Annotated in this window: 20 protein-coding genes and 1 pseudogene; 12 read left to right on the top strand and 9 right to left on the bottom strand. The window is 69.6% G+C overall.

The features are described from left to right. Positions 1-122: 122 nt before the first annotated feature. The gene (locus ACLQ2O_RS39080) at positions 123-770 is read right to left on the bottom strand and encodes a hypothetical protein (protein ID WP_425842537.1); all 648 of its coding nucleotides are present in this window, start codon (positions 768-770) and stop codon (positions 123-125) included. 89 nt (positions 771-859) lie between these two features. On the opposite strand from ACLQ2O_RS39080, the gene ACLQ2O_RS39085 reads away from it, so the two are divergent. Continuing rightward, a complete protein-coding gene (locus ACLQ2O_RS39085) occupies positions 860-1,324 on the top strand; it encodes a winged helix-turn-helix transcriptional regulator (protein ID WP_425842538.1) in 465 nt (154 codons plus the stop codon). Here ACLQ2O_RS39085 and ACLQ2O_RS39090 read toward each other — a convergent pair. Next, positions 1,321-2,175: a tryptophan 2,3-dioxygenase gene (locus ACLQ2O_RS39090; RefSeq protein WP_425842539.1), complete on the bottom strand. Its 855-nt coding sequence runs from the start codon at positions 2,173-2,175 to the stop codon at positions 1,321-1,323. The two genes, ACLQ2O_RS39085 and ACLQ2O_RS39090, sit on opposite strands and share 4 nt — an antisense overlap. A gap of 144 nt (positions 2,176-2,319) precedes the next feature. Here ACLQ2O_RS39090 and ACLQ2O_RS39095 point away from each other — a divergent pair, with 144 nt between their 5' ends. Further along, positions 2,320-4,158, top strand: a complete 1,839-nt coding sequence (locus ACLQ2O_RS39095; protein ID WP_425842540.1) for a hypothetical protein — start codon at positions 2,320-2,322, stop codon at positions 4,156-4,158. Here the strand turns inward: ACLQ2O_RS39095 and ACLQ2O_RS39100 are convergent. Then, a complete protein-coding gene (locus tag ACLQ2O_RS39100) occupies positions 4,147-7,848 on the bottom strand; it encodes a glycoside hydrolase family 2 TIM barrel-domain containing protein (protein ID WP_425842541.1) in 3,702 nt (1,233 codons plus the stop codon). The genes ACLQ2O_RS39095 and ACLQ2O_RS39100 overlap by 12 nt on opposite strands. Positions 7,849-7,964: 116 nt before the next feature. On the opposite strand from ACLQ2O_RS39100, the gene ACLQ2O_RS39105 reads away from it, so the two are divergent. The 6 genes and pseudogenes from ACLQ2O_RS39105 to ACLQ2O_RS39130 all read left to right on the top strand — a co-directional run bounded on the left by ACLQ2O_RS39105 (position 7,965) and on the right by ACLQ2O_RS39130 (position 14,166). Continuing rightward, positions 7,965-8,552 (top strand): hypothetical protein, encoded by a 588-nt coding sequence (locus ACLQ2O_RS39105; RefSeq protein ID WP_425842542.1) that lies wholly within the window; start codon positions 7,965-7,967, stop codon positions 8,550-8,552. An 18-nt stretch (positions 8,553-8,570) separates the two neighbouring features. Continuing rightward, positions 8,571-9,326: pseudogene (locus tag ACLQ2O_RS39110) on the top strand (glycoside hydrolase family 76 protein); the annotation flags it as partial. 30 nt (positions 9,327-9,356) lie between these two features. Then, positions 9,357-9,764: a hypothetical protein gene (locus ACLQ2O_RS39115; RefSeq protein WP_425842543.1), complete on the top strand. Its 408-nt coding sequence runs from the start codon at positions 9,357-9,359 to the stop codon at positions 9,762-9,764. A 105-nt stretch (positions 9,765-9,869) separates the two neighbouring features. Next, positions 9,870-12,425 (top strand): discoidin domain-containing protein, encoded by a 2,556-nt coding sequence (locus tag ACLQ2O_RS39120; protein ID WP_425842544.1) that lies wholly within the window; start codon positions 9,870-9,872, stop codon positions 12,423-12,425. Then, entirely contained in the window at positions 12,425-13,141 is a 717-nt protein-coding gene (locus ACLQ2O_RS39125) for a FadR/GntR family transcriptional regulator (protein ID WP_425842545.1), read from the top strand. Before ACLQ2O_RS39120 ends, ACLQ2O_RS39125 begins: the two co-directional genes overlap by 1 nt. After that, on the top strand, positions 13,138-14,166 hold the full coding sequence (locus ACLQ2O_RS39130; protein WP_425842546.1) for an enolase C-terminal domain-like protein: 1,029 nt from the start codon (positions 13,138-13,140) through the stop codon (positions 14,164-14,166). The genes ACLQ2O_RS39125 and ACLQ2O_RS39130 overlap by 4 nt, the downstream gene beginning before the upstream one ends. On the opposite strand, the gene ACLQ2O_RS39135 is transcribed toward ACLQ2O_RS39130, so the two are convergent. From ACLQ2O_RS39135 to ACLQ2O_RS39145, 3 genes are all read right to left on the bottom strand, one after another. Then, positions 14,163-14,702: a hypothetical protein gene (locus tag ACLQ2O_RS39135; RefSeq protein ID WP_425842547.1), complete on the bottom strand. Its 540-nt coding sequence runs from the start codon at positions 14,700-14,702 to the stop codon at positions 14,163-14,165. The two genes, ACLQ2O_RS39130 and ACLQ2O_RS39135, sit on opposite strands and share 4 nt — an antisense overlap. Before the next feature lie 100 nt (positions 14,703-14,802). After that, on the bottom strand, positions 14,803-16,071 hold the full coding sequence (locus ACLQ2O_RS39140) for a hypothetical protein (protein ID WP_425842548.1): 1,269 nt from the start codon (positions 16,069-16,071) through the stop codon (positions 14,803-14,805). Beyond that, positions 16,068-16,577: a SigE family RNA polymerase sigma factor gene (locus ACLQ2O_RS39145; protein ID WP_425842549.1), complete on the bottom strand. Its 510-nt coding sequence runs from the start codon at positions 16,575-16,577 to the stop codon at positions 16,068-16,070. The genes ACLQ2O_RS39140 and ACLQ2O_RS39145 overlap by 4 nt, the downstream gene beginning before the upstream one ends. 103 nt (positions 16,578-16,680) lie before the next feature. On the opposite strand from ACLQ2O_RS39145, the gene ACLQ2O_RS39150 reads away from it, so the two are divergent. Both ACLQ2O_RS39150 and ACLQ2O_RS39155 read left to right on the top strand, forming a co-directional pair. Beyond that, complete coding sequence (locus ACLQ2O_RS39150; protein ID WP_425842550.1) at positions 16,681-17,178, top strand: DUF2505 domain-containing protein; 498 nt, start codon at positions 16,681-16,683, stop codon at positions 17,176-17,178. 74 nt (positions 17,179-17,252) lie between these two features. Then, the gene (locus ACLQ2O_RS39155) at positions 17,253-17,456 is read left to right on the top strand and encodes a hypothetical protein (protein WP_425842551.1); all 204 of its coding nucleotides are present in this window, start codon (positions 17,253-17,255) and stop codon (positions 17,454-17,456) included. 206 nt (positions 17,457-17,662) lie between these two features. Here the strand turns inward: ACLQ2O_RS39155 and ACLQ2O_RS39160 are convergent, their stop codons facing one another. After that, positions 17,663-18,526 (bottom strand): esterase/lipase family protein, encoded by an 864-nt coding sequence (locus ACLQ2O_RS39160; protein WP_425842552.1) that lies wholly within the window; start codon positions 18,524-18,526, stop codon positions 17,663-17,665. 140 nt (positions 18,527-18,666) lie between these two features. Between ACLQ2O_RS39160 and ACLQ2O_RS39165 the strand changes: the two genes are divergently transcribed. Together ACLQ2O_RS39165 and ACLQ2O_RS39170 are read left to right on the top strand one after the other, a co-directional pair. Beyond that, positions 18,667-19,308: a TetR/AcrR family transcriptional regulator gene (locus ACLQ2O_RS39165; RefSeq protein WP_425842553.1), complete on the top strand. Its 642-nt coding sequence runs from the start codon at positions 18,667-18,669 to the stop codon at positions 19,306-19,308. A 38-nt stretch (positions 19,309-19,346) separates the two neighbouring features. Further along, positions 19,347-20,576 carry an MFS transporter gene (locus tag ACLQ2O_RS39170; RefSeq protein WP_425842554.1) on the top strand — a complete coding sequence of 410 codons (1,230 nt, stop codon included), beginning with the start codon at positions 19,347-19,349 and terminating at the stop codon, positions 20,574-20,576. Positions 20,577-20,601: 25 nt separating this feature from the next. Here ACLQ2O_RS39170 and pruA read toward each other — a convergent pair whose 3' ends face one another. Further along, the gene (pruA, locus tag ACLQ2O_RS39175; RefSeq protein WP_425842555.1) at positions 20,602-22,230 is read right to left on the bottom strand and encodes an L-glutamate gamma-semialdehyde dehydrogenase; all 1,629 of its coding nucleotides are present in this window, start codon (positions 22,228-22,230) and stop codon (positions 20,602-20,604) included. Between the two features lie 220 nt (positions 22,231-22,450). After that, a complete protein-coding gene (locus tag ACLQ2O_RS39180) occupies positions 22,451-23,059 on the bottom strand; it encodes a TetR/AcrR family transcriptional regulator (RefSeq protein ID WP_425842556.1) in 609 nt (202 codons plus the stop codon). Between the last annotated feature and the right edge of the window lie 55 nt (positions 23,060-23,114).

Below are 23,114 nucleotides of genomic sequence, written 5' to 3' on the forward strand. Positions count from 1 at the left end.
GGGCTGGGACGGCGGGCTGTGGCTGAGGTTGGCGGCAAGCGGCCGAGAAGGTCCGCTGTGGCTGAGGCCGCTGCGGCCGGGGGAAAACAGAAATAGTGGTCGAGTGGTAGGCGGTAGGCGGGCTACTCGGTGAGCTCTGGGTCCTTGGGGGGTGGCGGGGTCAGTTGTTTGGGGGCCTTCAGGCCGGTGGCTCGGAGTTCTAGGTCTGCTAGTTGGGCGATCACCGCGGAGTCCTGGTTGCGCCAGGCGGTGACGGGGTCGTCGGAGATCTTGGCGAGTTTGTGCATGGGCTGGTTGGCCATGGCTCGGAGGGCGAAGAGGTCCAGGTCGGCGGCATTGTCGATGAACTTCTGGGCGGCGGTGGCTCGGCGGGAGAAGCGGATTCGGCGGGGGAGCCAGATCAGGAGGGCGAAGAGGACGGGGAGACCGATCGTCACCGCGGCCAGGAGGTAGGCGAGTTGTTCTACTGCGTGGGCTTGTTCCCGGCCGGCGTCGGCGAGGCGGACTGCTGCGCCGGCGGCGCCGTCCACGGGGGCCCGGAGTTCGTCGCCTACGACGGGGACGCGGCCTACTGGTTCGGAGAGTTTGCGGAGGTCTTCGGCGAGGCCGTCGCCGGCTGTGGCGGCTTTGCGGCCTGGGTACCCGAGGGCGTTGGTGATGCGGAAGACGGCCAGGCCCAGCGCCGTACAGAAAGTGATCCAGGCGACGAGCATGAGATCGCCGAAGACCTGCCAGAAACGCTGGGTTCGCACTGCGGAGTAGAGCTTCACGTGCCGCCTCCCGGGAGCCTGTTAGGGGCGTGACACTAACGCAGAACTTCTGGCTCTAGCGGAGGTTAGTCAGGGGGTACCGTGCTGACATGCACGTTCAACTGGCCGGGGGCCTGGCCCGGCGTGGAAGTGAGCCGCTGGGTGATCGCTGCCCGATCGACGTGGCCATGCAGGCGATCGGGACGCGGTCGGCGATTCTGGTCCTGCGCGAGGCGTACTACGGCGTGACGCGGTTCGACGAGTTCGCGGCGCGGACGGGGCTGACCGAGGCGACCACGGCGGGGCGGTTGAAGGCTCTGGTCGAGCAGGGTGTGCTGGAGAAGCTGCCGTACCAGGAGCCGGGGCAGCGGAAGCGGTACGAGTACAAGCTGACGGCCAGTGGGGACGCGCTGATGCCGGTGGTGTTCGCCCTGGCTCAGTGGAGCAACGAGCACCACGTGGCGGCTGCGCCAATCGAGCTGAGTCACGCGGGCTGCGGCGCACCGGTGACCATCAAGGCCGAGTGCGGCGAGGGCCACACGGTCGAGATGGAGCAGCTGACCGTCTCGAGCTAGAGCGACGTCCGCAGGTGCCACAGGTGCGGGTAGTAGCGCAGGTCGAGCCGGGAGCGCAGGTAGCCGGCTCCTGACGAGCCACCCGTACCGGGCTTGGTCCCGATCATCCGCTCGACCATGACCACGTGCCGGGCCCGCCAAGCCGCTGCCAGCTCGTCGTGCTGGAGCAGGGCCTCGGCCAGCTCCCAGACAGCGCCGTACTTGCCGCGGTCGCGGGCCACAGCCGACAGACCGGTACGCAGCTCGTCCTCGGTGCCAGTGGCGAACCCAGCACCCTCCAGTACGACGAGGAACGCGTCCCACAGCGTCGGCTCGTCCAGCCGCTGATCCAGCCGGGCCCGCTCGGTCTCGGTCAGCCCACGGAACCGCTTCACGAACGACGGGTCCTTCGCGCCGGACAGGAACTCGATCTCCCGGAACTGCACCGACTGGAACCCGCTGGCCGGCGACAGCCGGTGCCGGAACTCGCCGAAGTCCTGCGGGGTCATCGTCTCCAGGATGTCGACCTGCTGCGTGAGCGTCCGCTCGATCGTGTGGACGCGGCGGAGCAGGTGCTGCGCGAGCCACAGCTCACCGGACAGCATCGCGTCCCTGGAGGCGGTCGCCTCGTGCAGGACCTGCTTGAACCACAGCTCGTACACCTGGTGGATGGTGATGAACAGCAGCTCGTCATGCGCGACCGGGTCCGACTCCAGCCGCTGCTGGTCGAGCAGCTGCGGCAGCCGCAGGTAGCTGCCGTAGGTGAGGCGACCACCTTCCTCACCGAAGTTCACGTCGACGCCGTCCCAGCGGCCGGTCACCGCGTCGGCACTGGGGCTTGCTGCGTCGCTCTTCCCGCTCTGGCTGCTCACGGGGCGAGGATAACCGCCACCACAGCCGGTGACCGGGCCGACTGACGCTGCGGCTGTGACCAGATCGAGAAGTTCGTGTGACGCGAGCAGCCGTCGATCGTTGGAAATGAGGTCAACGGGGTCGATGTGAGATGTGGTGGGTACGTGCACACGCTGGCGGAACGGACAGCGGTCGAGGTCGGACCGGCCGAGGTCGAAGCGGCACTGCTGGAGAACTATCCGGCCTTGGTGCGCCTGGCCTACCTGGTCCTCCCGTCGGCGTTGGGGCGGCACCGCCGCGTGCTCGCGGCGCACGGTGTGGTGCAGCGGGCGATGCCCGACCGGCGCAAGCTGGAGCGGCAGTTGGTCGGCGAGACCAGCGCCTCGGCGTACATCCGCCGCAAGGTGCTGCACGACGCCGTACGCCAGGCACACGCCCGTACGCCGCTGCGCCTGCTGCCGGCTGTCTGGGGCTTCCGGCTGTTCCCGCGCTCCGGCGCGGCGGACGACCTGGCGCTCGACCAGGTGATGTCCGCCTGTACGCCGGAAGCCCGGGCCGCCTGGGCGCTGGTCCGGATCGAGCGCCTGGGCGTCACCGAGGCGGAGAGCGAGCTGCGCGCGGCGGGCATCGACTCCGCGGCGACGGCGATCCAGGAGGCGGCCGAGCTCGACGAGAGCGCTGTCGCGGGAGTCCGAGGGCCGCTGGACGCGCAGGTGTTCGATCCGTGCGCCGTGCGGCTGGCTCCGACCGACCTGATGCGTCGCAAGGCGCGCGGCCGGGCGGTGGCGATCATCGTCACGATCGTCCTGGCCCTGGTCCTGCTCGCCTCGCTGGCGCTGACCGCCGGGCGCCGGCAGTCGACCGCTCAGGCGACGCCGGTGGTGGCTCAGCTGGAGGCCAAGCGGCTCAATGTCGACGACCTACGGCGTACGAAGGTGTTGTGGCAGGACACGGCCCGCGTGGACTTCACCGCCTGGCCGGCGCGCGGCGGCCGGATCAACGACCGGGAGCTGCTGTCCCGGGCGCTCAACACCTGGACCGACGGCACCAGCGTGACGGCCGTCGCCGGAGCGCCGACGGCCGCGCCTGCCGTCCCGCCGCAGCTCCTGTACGCCGGTGACGTGGACGGCGCGGCGGCCGTGCTCCTCCACGACGGCCAGCGCATCGCGCGGTACAGCGACCGTGACGGCGGCAAGCTCGTCGTCGCGCGGACCGACGACGCGGACGTGACCACCTCGGCCGCCGTCGCGATCAGCGAGAACGCCGACGGCGTGCGCTTCCTGACCGCGCCCTGGGTGTCCGAGATCGGGCTGCGGGACCTGAAGAAGCCCGACGCGCCGACCGGCAAGCTGCCGTCGGCGGGCGGCATCACCGCGCCGGTGAAGCCGCCGGCCGCGAACTGCTCGTCGTGGCCCGCGCTGCAGCTGCGGTCCTCGGAAGCGATCGCGGAGAAGCACGCGTTCCTGGTGACCTACCTGGGCGGGCTGTCGCCGGCGCACCTGACCTACATGCCGCCGCCGTCGCTCGGCCCGGCGCGCTTCCCGCGGGAGGCGACGAGTGGCGCGGCGCTGGTGAGCTGGGCGCGGACGGTCTGCGGGCTGCAAACCCTGCAGAACAAGGGCGTCAAGGCCGCCAACAACTGGACCTTCGCCGAGCAGCGCCTGCCCGACGGAACGTACGGCGCGTGGGTGTGCACGCGGTCGGACAGCTGGGAGGGCGGCGGTTGGGCGAGCGTGAAGCTGTTCCCGGCGGGGCTGGACGCCGGGCACGCGACGAACACGGCGATCTGCAGCCGGTTCGACCAGAACGTGGTGGCGACGACCGCCTGGCGTTCGCCGACGGGTGCGACGTACCTGCTCGCGGCCGGGAGCCGGAACGTGGATCGGCTGACGGTCGGCGCGCAGAGCATTCCAGGGTCGGTGATCGCCCTTCCTGGTCAGGTGAACTCGCCGGTGAGCGCGCACCTGACCACGGGGGACACGATCCGTCCGCTAATGAAGTAGGGACTCCGCGGCCGACAGCGGGCGCAGCGTCACGGCGTACGTGCGGGCCTTGGTCGGATCGATCCGGTACGGCGCGAGCACGCCGTTCGGCGTTTCGCCCATGCCGGTCTCGGCGGCTCCGACGTGCAGCGTGACCCAGCCGCGGTTGCGGACGAGCGGGAGCTGGAAGTCGTACTCGGCGCGATCAAGCCTGTCGTACGGCGTGACGCTGACGTCGACCGAGGCGCCCGGCGTGGCGGCCACCATCAGTCCATGCTGCTTGTCGGACAGGGTGGTCCAGCGCGTGTCGGTGTGGTTGCCGTAGGCCTGCGGGCGGGAGTAGGCGACGTACTGCTGGTCGACCGTGCTGCGGTAGACGCCGATGCGGGTACCTGACGCGCGGTCGCTGTACGACTCTTCGGGGCCGCGACCGTAGTACGCGAAGTCGGCGAGGCTTTCGGGGACCTGGAGCTGGAAGCCGAGACGCGGAAGGTACGGCAGCGTGGAGAGCTTGCTGCCGGTGGGAGTGACCTGGTGGGCGAGCGTGATGGTGCCGGCGGCATCGATCGTGTAGGTCATCGTCTGCTGGAAGGCGAGCTCGGACGCGTGGCCCGGTGCGGCTGCCGTGCTCGGTACGACGACCTGGATGCGGCCGTCGGCCAGGCGGACGGTTCGGACCTTGCCGATGGTGGTCTGGAGGCGGTCGAGGCCGAGCTTGTTCCAGATCAGGCGGTCGGCAGTGCCCCAGTCGTAGGTCTCGTTGGAGGTCGGCGGGCGCCAGACGTCGAGTGTCGGACCGGCTTTCAGCAATTCCTTGCCTCGGGCAACCATGGAGACCAGTCGGCCGCTCGAGAAGGCGTAGCGGAAGCCGGTGCCGGAGATGGTGGTGCGGCCGGGGGTGACGGTGATCGCCGGGCGACCTGGAGTGACACGGGTGGCCGGGACAGTGCCACCCAAGGAGAACTGGTCGTGTTGCAGCGAGCCGGCATCCACGTTCAGGAAACGTTCGGTGGGGTGCGGGGACACTGGAACGGTCACCGTACGGCTGGAGCTCGGTGGGAGGGTCATCGGGAATTTGCCCCGGCGGACGATCTTGTCCGCCTCGCGGATGGTCCACTCGAGGTCGAAGGTCAGCGGGGCGAACTGCTGTTCGTTGCCGGCCGTGATGACGCCCGGCTTGGGCGACGTGAAGCGGAGCGGCGATTGCGCCCAGGCGAGTTCTGCTGTCTCGGGCTGGAGGGTGCGGTCCGTGCTGACCACACCGTCGGTGCCGGAGAGGCTGAGGCCCAAGCTGGGGAACGAGCCCTCGCTCTTCGTCGACTCGAAGTCGAGGGCCAGCACCGGCTTGGTGCCGGCGAGGACGCGGACCGCGTCGATGGTGCCGTGGGCGAGGCGGGTGCGGGTCTGGTCCTGCTGGAGCTGGGCGTTGCGGCCGAGGTTGACTTCCCAGACGGTGGGTTCGATGGTGCCAACCGCGGGAATGCGGGTGGACTGACCATCGATCGACAGCGTCAGGACGGAGCCGTCGTACGAGCCGGTGACGCGGTGCCAGGTGTCGTGCCAGTTCGCCGGGACCGGCGCGGTGACGGCCTTTTCGGCGCCGTTGAGCGTGACGCGGAACTCCAGCGTGCCGGCGTTGGGCATCTGGAGGGCGTACTGGTTGCCCTTGGTGACGATCGGGAACGAGCCGGACCAGACATCCGGTTTGACCCAGGCGTCAACGGTCAACGGCCCGGCGACATCCAGTACGGAGTCGCGGAAGACGTTGACGAAGTCGTCGAGTCCGGAAAGCTTCAGACCTTGACCGGAGTTGCCGGGAGCAACGGACGGTTTCCCGACGAAGAAGGTCTGCAGCCGGCGCGCGGAGGAGTCCGGGGTGGTGATCAGCGGCTGGTCGAGGTTCTGCTCGGCCCAGTCCCAGATGAACCCGCCCTGCATCGACGGGTACTTGCGGGCCAGCGCCCAGAACTGGTCGAAGTTGCCCAGACCGTTGCCCATGGCATGCGCGTACTCCCCCATCACGATCGGCTTGCCGAAGGTCTTCGCCTTCGCCTCCAAGGCTGCGGGCGTCGGGTAACGAGCCCCGGCGACGTCGGCGTACGGCGCATCGCCGTCGGGCGTGTTCGACTGGTGGTAGAGCAGCCGCGTCGGGTCGTGCTCGTCGGCCCAGGCAGCCATCGCGAAGTGCGCGGCGCCGAGCCCGGCCTCGTTGCCGGTGTCCCAGAACACGACGCTCGGGTGGTTCTTGTCCCGCTCGACCATCGCGGTGAAGCGATCGGCGTACGCCGGCTGCCACTCGGGCTTGTCGGCCAGGCAGTTGCTCGGGCAGTTCTCGTGCGCGTGCGTCTCGATGTCGACCTCGTCGTCGATCAGCAGCCCGTACTTGTCGGCGAGCTCGTACCAGTACGGGTCGCTCTCGTAGTGCGAGGTGCGGACCGCGTTGACGTGCAGCTTCTTCATCAGCTGGACGTCGCGCTCCATCGCCGCACGGGTGACGTGCCGACCGGTCGCCGGGTCGGTCTCCGCGCGGTTGACGCCGCGGAACAGGACCCGTTTGCCGTTGAGCAGGACCTGCTTGTCCTTCACCTCGACCTCGCGGAAGCCGACCTGCTGGCCGGTCCGGTGCACGACACGGCCGTGCTCGTCGGCGAGCGTGAGGACCAGGCGGTACAGCGTCGGTGCCTCGTCGGACCACTTCGCCGGGGCCTTCACGGTGCCGCTGAGCTTCAGGTCGTCTCCCTCCGCCGTCCCGGTGAGCTTGGTGACCTCGTGTCCGGTTGCGTCCCGCAACGACGCGGCGAGTTGGTAGCCGTGGGCATCGACCAGTGATGCGTCGACGCTGAGCGTCGCGTCCTGGTACGACGCGTCGAGGTCGGTGGTGATGGCAACGTCCTGGACGCGTGAGCGGGGGACGGAGTACGAGTAGACGTCGCGGAAGATGCCGGCGTACCGCCACTGGTCGTAGTCCTCGAGGTAGGAGCCGGACGACCAGCGGTGGACCTGGACGGCGATCGTGTTCGCGCCCGGGCGGGCGGCGCCGGTGATGTCGAACTCGGCCGGGCTGTAGCCGCCCTGGTCGTAACCGACGTACTTGCCGTTGACCCAGACGAAGTAACCGCTGGTCACGCCCTCGAACCTGAGCAACTGGCGACGGCCGGTCTCGTTTCTGGGGAGCTCGAAGGTCTTGAGGTAGGCGCCGGTCGGGTTGACGTCGCGCGGGGTCTTCGGCGGGACGTCGGGCCAGACCTCCTCGGGGATGTTGCGGAACATCGGGTGGTCGAGGAAGTCGCTCTGCCAGGTGTGCGGGACCTGGACGGTGGACCAGGCCGCGCCGTCGGAGTCCTGGAACCCGGCCGGGACCTGGGAGGGCTTGTCGAAGAGCCGGAACTTCCAGGTGCCGTCGAGCGAGCGCACGTACGGCGTACCGACGGCACCGGCGGCACCGGCGGACGCGCCGTCCGCGCCGGAGCCTGCGTCTCCGGCGGCGCCGCCGCCTCGCGCGGCCGAGGCGTCGTCGGCGTACGGCCAGAGCCTGGTGTGCGGCGCGACCTGCCCCTCGGAGACCCGGCCCGGGTCGTCGAGGTAGCTGTAGACGTCGTCGGGCCCGTCGGCGGCGAGGGCAGGGCCGACCACGCCCACGGTGCCGCCGAGCAGCACCAGGGCGAGCAGGTACCCGATCGGTTCCCTCAGCCGCAGCATCCGTCTCCTCATCGTTGATCTTCCTAGGACGATGCACGAACCAGGTCAAGAGTTCGGTGTATTGACGTGATCACGCACGGCGACGAAACTGCGGTGAGATCGCTCTCTCACCGCCCCCGATCTCCGAGGTGACGATGACCGTCGTCTGCAACACGTACTGCGACGCCCGCGACCCCGCGCTGTCCCCCGGCGACCGCTCCCCGGTCGGTGCGACGCTGTTCGGCCGGACCGTCCGGCTGCACTTCGACGACGCGGACGCGATGGGCTGGGCCTCGATCGAGGGCGGGTCGCCCGGCGACGAGGTCTGGCTGGACCGCTCGTTCGACGGCGGCCGGACCTGGACATCCGGCAGCCGGCTCGGGAGCACCGCGATCCCGGCCGGCGAGACCGGCCGGCGCACCCAGATGTACAAAGTCGACGACTGGACCGACCACGGCGTCGGAGCTCTCCGCGCCTGCGGCAAGGCAGCTGACCGCCCGGACGTGGCCTGTACGCCGTGGGCGCGGACGACCTGGAACGCGAGCGACCGGCGTACGGCGGCGGCGACCGCGCAGATGCAGTACTACAACTACGCGACCGGCCTGTTCGACACGACCGGCTGGTGGAACTCGGCGAACGCTCTGAACGCCGTCATCGACAACATCCGGGTGACCGGGATGGGGAGCTACCGGTATGCGATCGCGCGGACGTACGACCTCAACCTCAACGCGCAGTAGGGCCAGTTCCGGAACGACTACATCGACGACACCGGGTGGTGGGGGCTCGCGTGGGTCGCGGCGTACGACCTGACCGGTGAGGCGCGCTACCTGCAGACCGCTCGGGTGGACGCCGATCACATGGCGGCGCACTGGGACAGCACGTGCGGCGGCGGGGTCTGGTGGAGCCAGGCGAAGACCTACAAGAACGCGATCACCAACTCGCTGTACATCCAGCTGAGCGCGGCACTGCACAACCGGATCCCGGGCGACACGTCGTACTTGGAACGCGCGCAGGCGGGATGGGCCTGGTTCCAGCAGAGCGGGATGATCAACGGGGCGAACCTGGTGAACGACGGGCTCGACAGCGCGACCTGCCGGAACAACGGGCAGACCGAATGGTCCTACAACCAAGGTGTGCTGATCGGTGCGCTGACCGAGCTGTCGGTGGGGAACGGCGCGTACCTGACCCGCGCTCGCGAGTTGGCCGATGCTGCGACGACGGCACCGGGGTTGCACACGGCCGACGGGATCCTGCGCGAGCCGTGCGAGTCCGGCGACTGCGGTGGGGACGGGCCGTCGTTCAAGGGAGCGCACGTGCGTGGGCTGGGCAAGCTCAACGCGGCGCTGCCGGATCACCCGTACACGGCGTACCTGGAGAAGCAGGCAGATCGCGCGTTCGCGAGTGATCGGACGGCGATGGACCAGTACGGCCTGCGCTGGTACGGGCCGATCGACAAGCTCGACGCGGCGCGTCAGCAGAGTGCGCTGGACCTGCTGAACACCACTGGCTAGGTCCTTGGCCGCGGCAACTAGGCTGGCCCGGTGGATCGCCGGGAGCTGCTGCTGGAAGTTCGACGGACCCGGAACGACTGCGTGTTCGGCCTGCGGCTGACGCTCGACGCCGGCCGGGCCGGACGCGGGATCGCGTTCGCCGAGAGCTACGACTACCTTCCGCTCGGCTCGGACCCGGGCCGCGAGTACATCTACTCCGTGTACGCCGAGTACGCCGCCCTCGAACCGCTGACCGCGTTCTTCGAGGAACTGCTCGGCGAGACCTTCGCCGGTGAGCCGGCCGACCGGTTCGTCGCGTGCTTCCACGCGCTGGTCGCCGCCGGCGAGCTCGGCGACGGGCTCACGCTGCAGGAGAACCACCGCAAGGTCGCCGCCTGGTGCGAGCAGGCCGGCGTCACGGCGGAGACCGAGACCTGGACCTGGATCAACTCGGATTGATCTGATCTATTCCCATCGTCAGCGCCGATGTGCCACTCTGAGCGGCGATAGATCTGAACCATCCCCTCAAAATCGGATCAGCCGCCCGACCGATTGGCCTGACTCATGCCCCGACTGCCTTGGCGCGCCCTCACCGCGCTCACCGGCCTCCTGCTCCCCTGGTTCGCGGGACCGGCCGCCGCGACGCCGATCACGACCACCCTGTACGTCGCGCCGACCGGCGGCAGCCACGGCTCCGGCACACTGACCAGGCCGTTCAGCACGCTCGAGCAGGCCCGCGACCAGGTCCGCAAGCTCACCCGCAACCAGCGCTCGGACATCCGGGTCGTGCTGCTGCCCGGCGACCACCGCCGGACGGACACCTTTCGACTGACCGCCGCGGACTCCGGCCGCAACGGCCACGAGGTCGTCTACCAGGCGCTGCCCGGCACGAAGGCGACGATCAACGGCGGCCGGACGGTCACCGACTGGCAGCTGTCCGACCCGGCGAAGAACATCTACAAGGCGCACGTCGGCGCGATCGACTTCCGCCAGCTCTCCGTGAACGGCGAACGCCAGCAGCGCGCCCGCGGCCCGGAGAACCCGCCCGGCTTCAGCAAGACCTCGACCGGCTACACCGACACCACGCAGAGCATGGTCGGCTGGAAGAACCAGGGCGACCTCGAGGTGAACAGCCGCTGGGGCTGGATGCACTACCGCTGCCCGGTCCAGTCCGCGTCCGGTACGACGGTGACGATGCAGCAGCCGTGCTTCGCCAACGCGAACCTGCACCAGGGCTACGAGATCCAGAACCCGACCTGGATCGAGAACGCGTACGAGCTGCTCGACTCGCCGGGTGAGTGGTACCTGGACAAGCCGTCCGGGGACCTCTTCTACTCCCCCAAGCCCGGGCAGGACCTCCGGACCGCGACCGTGCCGCTGGTGCAGGACCTGGTGAACGTCACCGGCACGCTGACCGATCCCGTCCGCGACGTCCGCTTCGACGGCATCACGTTCGCGTACTCGACCTGGCTGGCGCCAAGCAGCGACGACGGCGTCGTCGAGGGGCAGGCCGGCTTCCGGATCGTCGGCACCGGCCACCCGGACTTCGACGAGACCCGGCCGCACTGGCAGAAGACGCCCGGCGCGGTGAACGTCGGCTACAGCCGCGACGTTGCCTTCACCAACAGCACGTTCACGCACCTCGGTGCCGTCGGCCTCAACCTGAACACCGGCGCGCAAGGCACCGTTGTCCGCGGCAACATCGTGCGGGACGTCGCCGCGACGGGGATCCAGGTCGGCGGGACCGACGTCGTCGACCACCACCCGGACGACGTACGGGCGATCACCAAGGACACGCTGGTCAGCAACAACCTGATCACCAAGGCCGCGGCCGACTACAGCGGATCGCTGGCGATCCTGGCCGGGTACACCGAGCACACGGTGATCGAGCACAACGAGATCCGCGACCTGCCGTACTCGGGGATCTCGATCGGCTGGGGCTGGGGACTGACCGACCAGGGCGGCAACCCGGCCTACCCCGGCAATGCCGGGATCCCGGTCTCCCCGACCCCGACGACCGCGAAGAACAACGTGGTCCGGGACAACGCGATCAGCGACATCATGAAGAACCAGGCCGACGGCGGCGGGATCTACACGCTCGGCGCGCAGCCTGGGAGCGTGGTGTCGGGCAACTACATCCGGAAGACACCTGGACCGGCGTACGGCGCGATCTACCACGACGAGGGCAGCAAGGGGTTCACGACCACCGGCAACGCGCTGTGCGAGGTCGCGGAGCGGTGGATCTTCCTGAACCACGCGCTCGGGATCGATGCCCGGCGCAACTTCACCAGCACGCCGGTGTTCCTGGCCCAGGCCGGGACGGTCGACTCGACGATCGCCGACAACACGGTGGTGCCGGGGTGCGAGCAGCTGCCGGCGTCGATCGTGAACACCGCGGGGCTCGAACCGGCGTACCAGCATCTTGATCCGCAGCCTGTGCCGGGCGATCGCGTTGCGCCGACGAAGCCGGGGAAGCCGACGGTGACGACCAGCTTTCCGATGGTCGCCGACGTGAGCTGGCCGTCGGCGACCGACGCGGTCGGAGTCACCGGCTACACGGTGTTCCTGGACGGTCGGCCGGTCAGCGCTTCGGATGGGCTGAGTGCCCGGGTCACGGGGCTGCAGACTGGGCGCCGGTACACCTTCAGCGTGTCGGCGCGAGATGCTGCGGGCAACGAGTCCGGGCGGAGTGTCAGCGTCGGCGTGACGATGCCGGCGGCGGTGAACCTTGCGCTGGGCAAGCAGGTCACGGTGTCGTCGTACTCGGAGCCGAACGTGCCGGCGCTGGCCGTCGACGGGAAGCTGTCGACGCGGTGGGCGCAGGGGCTCGGACTGCCGGATCCGTCGTGGATCCAGGTCGACCTCGGGGCGCTGTACGACGTGAGCGGGGCGGTCACGACCTTCGAGCTGCCGCGCGGATACCAGTACAAGCTGGAGGTGTCGCCGGATGGCGACGACTGGACGCTCTTCGAGGACCACACCCGCGAGGCGACGACGCAGCCGGACAACTACGCGTCGGCGCCGGGGGTGGTGCGCGCGCGGTACCTGCGGCTGACCGTCACGGGGTCGAGCGGCAACGGCGGCAGCATCTACGAGCTGCGCATCTATGGTGGTTCCTGATGAACGACACCTACCGGCCGGGCTACGAGACGGTCGCCGAGCGGTTGCTGGCCTACATCGCCGAGCAGGGTCTGCAGCCGGGTGACCGGCTGCCCACCGAGAAGGGCCTGGCCGAGATCCTCGGCACCGGGCGGTCGGTGACGCGCGAGGCGATCAAGGTGCTCGCGGCGGTCGGTCGGCTCGCCGTACGGAAGGGCGCGGGGATCTACGTGTCCGTGCCGTCGAACCAGGACGCCGACAACCAGGTCTCGTACTTCCAGCCGACCGATCTCGCGCATGTGGCGATGTTGTTCGATCACCGCCGGCTGATCGAGTCCGCGTCCGCGCGGCTGGCCGCGTTGCAGGCGCGGCCCGCGCTGGTGCACGCGATCCGTACGGCGGCCGAGGCGTCGGTCGCGGCGGCCGGGGACGCGGAGGCGTTCCGGCTGCACGACCGGGAGTTTCACGACGCGGTGGCCGAGGCCTCCGGCAACGTTTTCCTGCGCGCCGCGGTGACGTCGCTGCGGGACTTCAAGGAGCAGTCGGACCGGCTGCTGTTCGCCGGCGCCCTGCCCGGGTCGCTGGAGGTCGCGGCCGAGCAGCACGTGCAGATCGCTTCCGCGATCGCGGCGGGTGACGGCGACAAGGCGGCGACGGCGATGGTGCAGCACATCGACACGACGCAGGCGCAGTTCGAGCTGCGGATCCGGGACCGGCTGAAGGGCGGAGTGCGGTGAGCAGGATCGAACGCGTCGAGGTCGAGCTGGTCGAGATCCCGGCGGCTTTTCCGTTCCGCTGGCGCGACGGGCTGCCCGGGTCCGAGCCGGCGCTGCAGGGCGGCGTACTGACGATCACGACGTCCGACGGCGTCGTCGGGCGTGCGCCGACGCCGCGCGGGGTGATCGCCGCCGACCTGGTCGAGCGGCGGGTGCGCGACGAGCTGATCGGCCAGGACTCCTTGCACCGCGAGTGGTTGTGGCACCGGATCTGGGAGCTGGACCGGATCGAGGAGTTCCCGCTGTACTTCCTCGGGCTGGTCGACATCGCGCTGTGGGACATCGCCGGGCAGGTCGCCGGACTGCCTGTGCACGCGCTGATCGGGACCTACCGGACCAGCCTTCCGGCGTACGCGTCGACAGTGACGTACTCGTCGGTCGAGGAGTACCTCGACATCGCCGACCAGTGCCTGGACCGCGGCTTCACCGCGATCAAGCTGCACGCCTGGGGCGACGTACGGCGTGACGCTCAGCTCGCCACGAAACTTCGCGAGCACGTCGGCGACGACGTCGAACTCATGTACGACGGCTCCGCCGGCTTCGACCTGCCCGACGCGGTCCGCCTCGGCCGCGTGCTCGGCGACCTCGGCTTCCGCTGGTACGAGGAACCGATGCGCGAGTTCAACCTGACCAGCCACCAGTGGTTGTCCGAACGCGTCGACATCCCTTTGCTGGTGGGCGAAACCAGCGACGGCGCCCACTTCAACACCGCCGACTTCATCCAGTCCGGCTGCGCGACGTACGTCCGTACGTCGGCCGCCCTCAAGGGTGGTATTACCGGAGCGTTGAGGATCGCCCACCTCGCCGAGAGCTTCGCCCTCCGCGCCGAGGTCCACGGCATGGGCGTCCCCAACCAGCACCTCTGCATGGCGATCCCCAACACGACGTACTACGAGGCCCTGGTCTGGGGAAACCCCATCATCACCGATCCGTCGGTCGGCCCCGACGGCCTGATCACCGCCGGGACCGCACCAGGGCTGTCCTAGGCCTTGCCGACCAGGACCCACATGTAGTCGTGGTTCTTGACCGGGAAGGTGGCGGTCTTGTTGCTGACGTCGGTGGTCTTCTTGCAGTCGGTGGTGGTGTAGCGCCAGCGGACGACCTGGACGCGCCAGGACTGCTTGAGCTGGTGGAGGCGGCGGACCTTGTTCTTGGGGACCTCGGCGGTGTAGGACCAACTGTCGGAGACCGAGTGGGACTTGCCGACGGTCTTGGAGTACTCGGACCTGATCTCGGCGATCACCGCGTCGATGCCGACGCCGAGGGTGCCGCTGACCGACGAGTTGGATTCCGACGTCGCGGTCTTCTGGTACGTGATCCGGCCCGGGCCTTCCATCCAGTCGCTGTAGAGGTTGGTGCCGATGTAGACCTCGTGGCCGCCGCGCACGAACCAGTTGATCTCCTTGGTGTTGCACTTCTTCGCCGCGGCGGCCGGTGCCGCTTCGGCGCCCAGGGCAACCATCCCGGGCGCCAGCAGACCGGCCGTCGCCGCCGTGATCCCCAGCATCGTGCGAACACGCATCGCGAACTCCTACCTCGAGGTGAACGTCCTTGGTAGGAAACTTACGAACTTTCATCGTTGTATAGACATTATATTGCGGTCACGATGCGTCACAGTCGTGTTACTTGTCCAACGCTGAATCAGTGACCAGGGCGATCACCTGCGCCTTGGTGATCCCGCCGGGCTGCCGCTGCCGGCCGGGGTTCTGGATCACCACCGAGGCGAGGTTCCCGTCGGGCTGCAGGTAGGCGGCGGCGAGCATGTACTTCTGCTTGCCTCTCCCCTTCGGCGGCACGCCCTCCGCGTACCAGACCTTGCGCCCGTCGGGCGTTGTCGTCTCGGTGCACGTCAGGCCGCCGAGCTGGTCGGAGCACTTGCTCACGAAGTACGCCGAGTCGACGCTGATCAGGACGGTCTGCCGGGCGGCACCCGACTGCCAGGTCTCGGTCAGGCCGAACTGCGCCGGCACGGTGCTGCTGTACTCCTGCTTAGTCGTGCCCCCGGTGAGCACCCGGACCGCGGCGGCGTGAACCTCGGCCGCACCCGGCTTGAACGTGCCGAGCTCCTGCTCGACGATCCGCTCCTCCTCCGACCTCGGTGGCAGTGTGACACGAGGGTCGGTGACCAGCGCGAAGAGCTTCGCGTCGGTGATGCCCATGTCGTGCACGGGCGTGCTGGAGTTGTTGCCGAACAGCGGGTTCACCGACGCCGAGACGTACTCTCCGTTCGGCTTCACGTAGGTGAGCTCCACGGAGTCACCCCGGCGCCCGAGCAACGCGGGACGGCCGTTCGGCAGGGTGACCGTGCGGCAGATCAGCCGCGGGGTGAAGGCGAGCGACCCGCACCGGTGACTGACCGACGCCATCGACGCCGCGACCGCGATGCTGGCGTAACCCACACCCTCCTGCCCCGCGATCTTCCAGCCACCCCGGAGACTGCCGCGCCGCAGTCCCTGATCGTGGTAGAGCGTCGCGCCACCGTTGCTGGTGTAGTCGAGATGCTTCCGGGCCGGATCGAGATGCTGCTCGAGGGCGCCGCGCAGCGCGCGGTCGAACGCCCGGTCCTGCGCCTGCCGAGCGGCGGCGATGCCGGCCGAGGTGATCGCCTGGGGGGGCGTTGCCGTCGACGTCGCGGTGGTCGTTGTGGTCTTCGCCGCCGGCAGGTCGCCGGTCACCGGGCCCGCGTTCGGGCTCAGCCACCCGGCCATCCCCACCGTGATCGCACCGACCAGCGCGGTCACCCCCACGCCACCGAGTCCGGCCAGGGCACGCCGGCGACGCAGGCGGCGCTGCCCGGCCAGCAGGTCGTCATCCATCGCACGCGGCAACAGGTCGTCCTGCCACGCGGCGGCCTCGGTGAGCTGGTGGCCCAGCTCCTTCTCGTCGATCATCGGTCCTGCCCTCCTACCGTCCCGAACTGGGGAGTCAGCAACTCGGTCAGCCGGGCGAGCGCCCTGGCGTTCTGGCTCTTGACCGTTCCCGGACTGCAGTGCAGGTCCGCGGCGGTCTCGTCGATCGACATCCCGAGAAAGTGCCGGAGTACGACGACCCGGCGCTGCCCGAGCGGCAGGGTCGCCAGTGCGGCCAGGACGGCGCTGCGGTCCTCGACCGGGTCCGGCGGCACCGGCACCTCGTCCAGCCCGTCCAGCCCAGGGGCCTCCCGGCGCCACGGCCGCCGGCTCTCGTCGATCCCGGAGTTCACCAGGATCCGCCGGACGTAGGCGTCCACGTTCCCGGCCCGCTGCACCCGCGGCCAGGCGACGTACAGCTTCATCAGCGCGGTCTGCACCAGGTCCTCGGCCTTGTGCACGTCACCACAGAGCAGGTACGCGATCCGGCGCAGCTGTGTCCGTCGTTGCCCCACGTACTCGCTGAACTCGTCGTCCCGCGAAGCCATCCGGTTGTCCCCTCACTCGGTCTGTCACCGGTGAATACGAGACGGGCGACTCCCAGGTTGTCAGACCGCCGGGTGACCGACCGGTAATGCCATGATGTGCGGCATGGAGCTGAAGATGTCCGCGTCGTACGACGCCACCCCTGAGGAAGTCTTCGCGATCGTCACCGACGCCACCTTTCGCGAGCAGGCCTGCGAGAAGACCAAGGCGCTGTCGTACGACGTCAAGGTCAGCACGACCGGCGACGACACCGTGGTGCGGGTCGAGCGCAAGATGCCGGCGGACGACGTACCGGACATCGCGCGCAAGTTCGTCGGCGAGACGCTGACCGTGGTGCAGACCGAGACCTGGCACGCGGCGAAGCCGGACGGGTCGCGGGACGCCGACGTGCGCGGCGAGATCGCCGGGACGCCGGTGACGCTGAAGGGCAACGCGACGATCCGGTCCGAGGGTGGCAAGACCGTGCAGGCGATCACGCTGGACGTGAAGGTCGCGGTTCCGCTGATCGGCAAGAAGATCGAGCCGTTCGTCGTCGAGGCGATCCGGAAGGGGCTGGCCAAGGAGCACGAACTCGGCCGCGCCTGGCACGACGGCACCAACTGACCCGTGTCGTTACCCGGCGGGCGCCGGCTCCGGTGGCACTCTGGAAGCGGACTGTCACCGGAGGTGAGCCTGTCGTGCGTACCAAGCGAAGGACTACCGCACCGTCGGCCGGCGAGGACGCGCAGTACTGCGTGTTCTGCGAGGCGACGGTGCTCTTCGAGCGGGTCGAGGCCGGGGACCACCCCGTCGACGACCCGGCCGGCGAGTGGATCTGCGTCAGCTGCGGCTCGGCCCTGCTGATCGGCCCACCGCTGCAGCACCTCGAACACACTGCCTGACCAGCTCGTACGCCGCAACGGTCGGTTGCCCCGGCCCGGGGCGGCGGCCGGGGCGACCTGGCGGCCCCCAGAACCGGGAGCGGATGTCGGCTCCCCTGCTGTCGACATCCGCTCCCGTACGTCCGAAGAAACTCGATGCGTCCGAAGGACCGAGCGCTATAGCCTCGGCTTCTTCGGACGCATGGCGGTTCTTCGGACGCAACGGGCTACAGCGGCGGGCCGAAACCACACAGGACCGGGCGGGCCCGGGCAGGATCCAGCGCGTTGGCCACGAGCTGCGCGACGGTCGGGTCGAAGGCCAGGCCGACGTGCCCGACCGGGTCCAGCGGGCAGGTGTCCTGGACGAACTGGTTCTTCACGCCGGTCTCCCGGACGAACGAGGTCTCGTGCGGCGTCACCAGCGCGTCCCACCGCGACGCGATCACCGTGTACTTGACGCCCGGCTGGGCGATCGGGCCGGCGTTCAGCCTCGTCACCTCGGAGCCCCCGACGATGATCTCGTCGCAGGCCGGGCAGCCGAAGTCGCGCAGCACCCGGTCGACCAGCGGCCGGAGCCCGAGGTAGTCGCCGACGCTGACCAGCCCGGCGAACGTCGTACCGTGCGTCGGCGGCGCCAGCGCGACGACCTTGCCGACCTTGCCGGCGTACCCGCGGACCTTCGGCCCGTAGAGGCTCTGGAACCCGCCCTCGGAGTGCCCGACGAGGTCGACCTTCGCGGCGCCGGTCGTGCTCAGCACCCGGTTCACGAACATCTCGATCTCCGCGGACGACTGCACGATCGAGACCGTGCCGCCGACCGGGATCGCGGGCGTGGCCTGGCCGTAGGTGAGCGTGAAGGCGCAGTAGCCCTTGGCCGCGAGGTACGGGCCGAGGAACGAGTAGTTGCCGGGCCCGTTGCCGCCGAGACCGTGCAGCAGGACCAGCGGGTTCGGGTGGGCGGCGGACGGTTTGCAGGCCCAGTTGTCGAACCCTGAGGACGGTGCCGCGGCGGCCGTCGTGGTGGTGCCGACGGCCAGCAGTACGGCGGTCAGCAGGCCGGCGCCGGCGCGTCGGAGGAGATGGGGTTTCATCGCGGCTCCCGAGGGGCAGTGTCATGGCGTGACGACAACGTGACCGACAGTGGAGCACGTCCACCGGTTCCCGACAAGAGTTCGTGTTCAGAAACATCCGCGCTGGTTACCGTCCGGGCGCACAGGGTAACGTCCAGCGCATGGGGCGAGTGATCAGAGGGTTGGACGCCGAGCAACGCCGCGCCGAGCGGCGGGAGCAGCTGCTCGACGCCGCCCTGAACCTGTTCGCCGCGCAGGGGTACCTGAACACGTCGATCGAGCAGATCTGCACCACGGCGTACGTCGGGACGAAGAGCTTCTACGAGGTCTTCGACAGCCGCGAGGCCTGCTACGTCGCGCTGCTGAAGCGCACGTCCGAGCGCCTCGAGGAAACCATGATCAGCCTCGCCGCGACCAACGCCGGCGGCAGCGAGCGCGAGGTCGCGCCCGGCCTGCTCTCGGCGTTCGCGCACGCGCTCGTCGACGACCCGCGGGTCGCCCGGGTCACCTTCGGCCAGGCCGGCGGGATCTCCGAGACCGTCGAGCGGCAGCGCCGGACCAACCGCCGCTGGGCGGCCGGCTTCCTCGAACAGCTCTGGGACCGGTACGACGGCCCGCCGTCCGAGCTCGACCGCCGGACCCGTCACGGGGTCGCGATCGGTCTGGTCGGCGGCCTGTTCGACCTGATCTCCGACTGGCTGCTCGACGCCGACCTGCGCGACAAGCTGCAGCTCGAGGACCTGATCGACGACCTCACGTCGTTCTACATCACGGTCCGGCGCGGCCTGATCGCGCGGAACTGAGTTGCCGGTCCGGCCCGGACAGGGTTCGATGGACCCCCGTGAGGAAAGCGCAATCCACGCCGTCGCCGCCCGCCGCTGAACCCAGCGCCGCGTGGTCGTACCGGCCGTTGATCTGGCTCGCGGTGGCGACGTTCTCGACGGGGATCGACGGCTACGTGCTGGCCGGTCTGCTGCCTGCCATCGCCGACGACCTGCACGTCGAGGCAGCGCTCGCCGGGCAGCTCGTCTCGGTGTTCGCGCTGACCTCCGCGCTCGCGGGCCCGGTGCTCGGCACGGTGACGAGCCGGTGGGAGCGGCGCGGCACGATCGGCCTGTCGCTGGCGGTCTTCGTCGTCGGCAACCTGATCGTCGGACTCGCCCCGAACTACCCGATCGCTCTCGGCGGTCGCGTCGTGGCCGCGCTCGGCGGTTGTCTGCTCAACGCCGCGGTCACCGGTTACGTGATCGCGCTGACGCCGGTCCAGCACCGGGGCAAGGCGTTGTCGTTCGTGCTCGGCGGCTGGATGACCGCGACCGCGCTCGGCGTACCGGTCGGCCTGGCGCTCGGGCAGTCGAGCTGGCGCTTCCCGCTGATCCTGGTCTCGATCGTCGGCACCATCGCGCTGGTCGGCATCCTGCTTCGGCTCCCCCAGCTGCATCTGCCTTCGGGAACGCTGGCCGAGCGGTTGCGCCCGCTGCGTCAGCCACGGCTACTGGCCGGGCTGCTCGTCACGACCGGCATCCTCTGCAGCAGCTACACGTGCTTCACGTACGCGACCATCATCCTGGCTCCGGCGTACTCCGGCGGCTGGGTGATCATCGTGATCATGTTCGGGTACGGCGTCGCGAGCATGCTCGGCAACGCGGTGACCGGCCGGCTGGTGGATCGCTTCACCGCGCTGCGGGTGCTGACCGTCGTCCTGATCGGCCTGCTCCTGAACGGGATCCTGGGCCTGGTCACGTTCGCGTTCGCCCCGCTCGGCGTGGTGGCGGTCCTCGGCCTGGTCTGGTTCTTTGCCGCAGGCATCGGAAACGGCGGAGCGGGCGTTCCTCAGCAGGCGCGGCTCGGCGCACTCGCGCCGGACTCCGCGGCGATTGTGATGGCCTTGAACGGCAGCGCCATCTCGCTGGGCTGCGCGCTCGGAGGCGGGCTCGGCGGCGTGACGCTGGCCGCCGTACCGACGTACGGGCTGCTGGCGGTGGCCGCGGTCATCCTGGCGATGACGTTGACGCTGCACCTGGTGGTCGCGAGGTCGCGGCCGGAGGAAGTGGTGCCCGAGACGGCCTGAGTCCCGGGCACCACCTGACCGGGGGTCAGCCCTGGTGCGGGTACCGGTAGTCGGTCGGCGCGGCGAAGGTCTCCTTGATCGACCGCGGGCTCGCCCAGCGGATCAGGTTCCACATCGAGCCGGCCTTGTCGTTCGTGCCGCTCGCGCGAGCGCCACCGAACGGCTGCTGGCCGACGACCGCGCCGGTCGGCTTGTCGTTGACGTAGAAGTTGCCGGCCGCGAAGCGCAGGTACTCCGCCGCGGTGGCGACCGCGTGCCGGTCCTGCGCGATGACCGCGCCGGTCAGCCCGTACGGCGCCGCGCTCTCCATCTGCTTCAGCACGGTCTCGTAGTCGCCGTCCTCGTAGACGTGCACGCCGAGGATCGGGCCGAAGTACTCGGTGGTGAAGATCTCGTCGGTCGGGTCGTCGGAGACCAGCAGCGTCGGGCGGACGAAGTAGCCCTGGCTGTCGTCGTAGGTGCCCCCGGCAAGGACCTCGATCGAGTCGCTGGCCTGGGCCCGGTCCAGCGCCGCCTTGTGCTTGGCGAACGCGCGGTCGTCGATCACGGCGCCGATGAAGTTCGACAGGTCGGTCACGTCGCCCATCGTCAGCGAGTCGGTCTCGGCCGCGATGTCGTCACGGATCTGGTTCCAGACCGAGCGAGCGACGTACGAGCGCGAAGCCGCGGAGCATTTCTGGCCCTGGTACTCGAAGGCGCCGCGGACCATCGCGGTCTTCAGCACGCCCGGGTCGGCCGACGGGTGCGCGAGGATGAAGTCCTTGCCGCCGGTCTCGCCGACCAGCCGCGGGTAGGTCTTGTACGACGAGATGTTGGTCCCGACCGTGCCCCACAGCGAGTGGAACGTCTTGGTCGAGCCGGTGAAGTGGATGCCGGCCAGGTCCGGGTGGGTCAGCGCGGCCTGGCTCACCTCGAGGCCGTCACCGGTGACCAGGTTGATGACGCCGGCGGGGAGCCCGGCGGCCTCGAACAGCCGCATCGTCCAGTGCGCCGCGAACTGCTGGGTCGGCGACGGCTTCCAGACCACGGTGTTGCCCATCAGCGCGGGCGCGGTCGGCAGGTTGCCGGCGATCGCGGTGAAGTTGAACGGGGTGATCGCGTAGACGAAACCCTCGAGCGGCCGGTAGTCGGTGCGGTTCCAGACGCCGGGCGAGGAGATCGGCTGGTCGCTGATGATCTGCCGGGCGAAGGAGACGTTGAAGCGCAGGAAGTCGATCAGCTCGCAGGCGGCGTCGATCTCGGCCTGCTGCACGGTCTTGGACTGACCGAGCATGGTGGCCGCGTTCAGGGTGTCGCGCCACGGGCCGGCCAGCAGGTCGGCGGCCTTGAGGAAGATCGCGGCCCGGTCGTCGAAGGACAGCGCGCGCCACGACGGCGCCGCCGCGAGCGCCGCGTCGACGGCCGCCTGGCCGTCGGCCTGCGTCGCGTTGCCGAGTGTGCCGAGCACGTGGGCGTGCTTGTGCGGCTGGACGACGTCGATCCGCGCGCCGCCGCCGAGCCGCTGCTCCCCGCCGATCGTGCAGGTCAGGTCGATCGCACCGGCGGCGTTGAACTCCTTGAGCTTCGCCTCCAGGCTGCCCCGCTCGGGCGAACCCGGCGCGTAGCCCCGGACCGTTTCGTTGGCGGGGGTGGGGACGGCGGTGACGGCATCCATGCTGCGCTGCTCCTCGATCGACTGGGGTGGGTACGCCGGTACGTGGCTGCGGGAGCGCGGTCCGGCCCGATCGGGGCTCGGTCGCGACTCGTTCGCGTCTTGCTCTATGACACAGCATGCTGCCACGAGCGGGCCTGGGACCACGAACCCGACTGGTCTTCCCTGTGGGTAGCGATTGATACAGATCAACCTAGTTTGGATTATTCGTTACGACTGGAGACTACGCGGTGGCCGCTCGGTCGAACAAGGTCGCCAGTTCGTCGGCGTAGATCTCACCGTCCAGCTCCGGATCAGCGTCGAACGCGGCCGGCAACGCGTCGACGGCGGCCCGCACCGTGATCGCCATCGGTCGGGCCGCGAAGGCCCGGAACTCCCCCGCTTCCTGACCGTCGCGCAGCAGGCTCTCGACGAAGTCGAGCATCGGCGCGTTCTCCGCGACGCCGTACCGGGGTGTGCCGTCGGGGCGCCGAAGGTTCGCGAACACCTCCGAGACCGCCCGCAGTTCGGTCCGGTGCGTCCAGGCGTATCGGACACAAGCGGCGACGTACACCCGGAGCCGTTCCCGCGGCCCCGACGCCTCGTCGAGCGCCGCCGCGACGACCGGCCCCGCCTCGCCGTACACCTGCTCGACGACCGCCTCCAGCAGTTCGGCCTTGGACCGGAAGTGGTAAAGCACGACGCTCTTGGTGATCTCCGCCCGGTCGGCCACCGCCTGGATCGTGGTCGCCGCGAAACCACTGTCGGCCAGCACCTCGATCGCGCAGCCCACGAACTGCCGCCGCCGTCCGGCCTCCGTGAACGACCTGGGCCGCCCGCCCTCCTTCACCATCCGCCGAACCTACCAATCCACCGCTGTTAGACCCGATGGTCTAAGATTAGACCAA

The organism is Kribbella sp. DT2, from assembly GCF_049844575.1.
Taxonomy (GTDB): domain Bacteria; phylum Actinomycetota; class Actinomycetes; order Propionibacteriales; family Kribbellaceae; genus Kribbella.

Coding starts and splice junctions, on each gene's coding strand:
- ACLQ2O_RS39085 (WP_425842538.1), top strand. CDS start 860: ATGCACGTTCAACTGGCCGGGGGCCTGGCCCGGCGTGGAAGTGAGCCG.
- ACLQ2O_RS39100 (WP_425842541.1), bottom strand. CDS start 7,848: ATGAGGAGACGGATGCTGCGGCTGAGGGAACCGATCGGGTACCTGCTC.
- ACLQ2O_RS39120 (WP_425842544.1), top strand. CDS start 9,870: ATGCCCCGACTGCCTTGGCGCGCCCTCACCGCGCTCACCGGCCTCCTG.
- ACLQ2O_RS39125 (WP_425842545.1), top strand. CDS start 12,425: ATGAACGACACCTACCGGCCGGGCTACGAGACGGTCGCCGAGCGGTTG.
- ACLQ2O_RS39135 (WP_425842547.1), bottom strand. CDS start 14,702: ATGCGTGTTCGCACGATGCTGGGGATCACGGCGGCGACGGCCGGTCTG.
- ACLQ2O_RS39140 (WP_425842548.1), bottom strand. CDS start 16,071: ATGATCGACGAGAAGGAGCTGGGCCACCAGCTCACCGAGGCCGCCGCG.
- ACLQ2O_RS39145 (WP_425842549.1), bottom strand. CDS start 16,577: ATGGCTTCGCGGGACGACGAGTTCAGCGAGTACGTGGGGCAACGACGG.
- ACLQ2O_RS39150 (WP_425842550.1), top strand. CDS start 16,681: ATGGAGCTGAAGATGTCCGCGTCGTACGACGCCACCCCTGAGGAAGTC.
- ACLQ2O_RS39160 (WP_425842552.1), bottom strand. CDS start 18,526: ATGAAACCCCATCTCCTCCGACGCGCCGGCGCCGGCCTGCTGACCGCC.
- ACLQ2O_RS39165 (WP_425842553.1), top strand. CDS start 18,667: ATGGGGCGAGTGATCAGAGGGTTGGACGCCGAGCAACGCCGCGCCGAG.
- pruA (WP_425842555.1), bottom strand. CDS start 22,230: ATGGATGCCGTCACCGCCGTCCCCACCCCCGCCAACGAAACGGTCCGG.
- ACLQ2O_RS39180 (WP_425842556.1), bottom strand. CDS start 23,059: ATGGTGAAGGAGGGCGGGCGGCCCAGGTCGTTCACGGAGGCCGGACGG.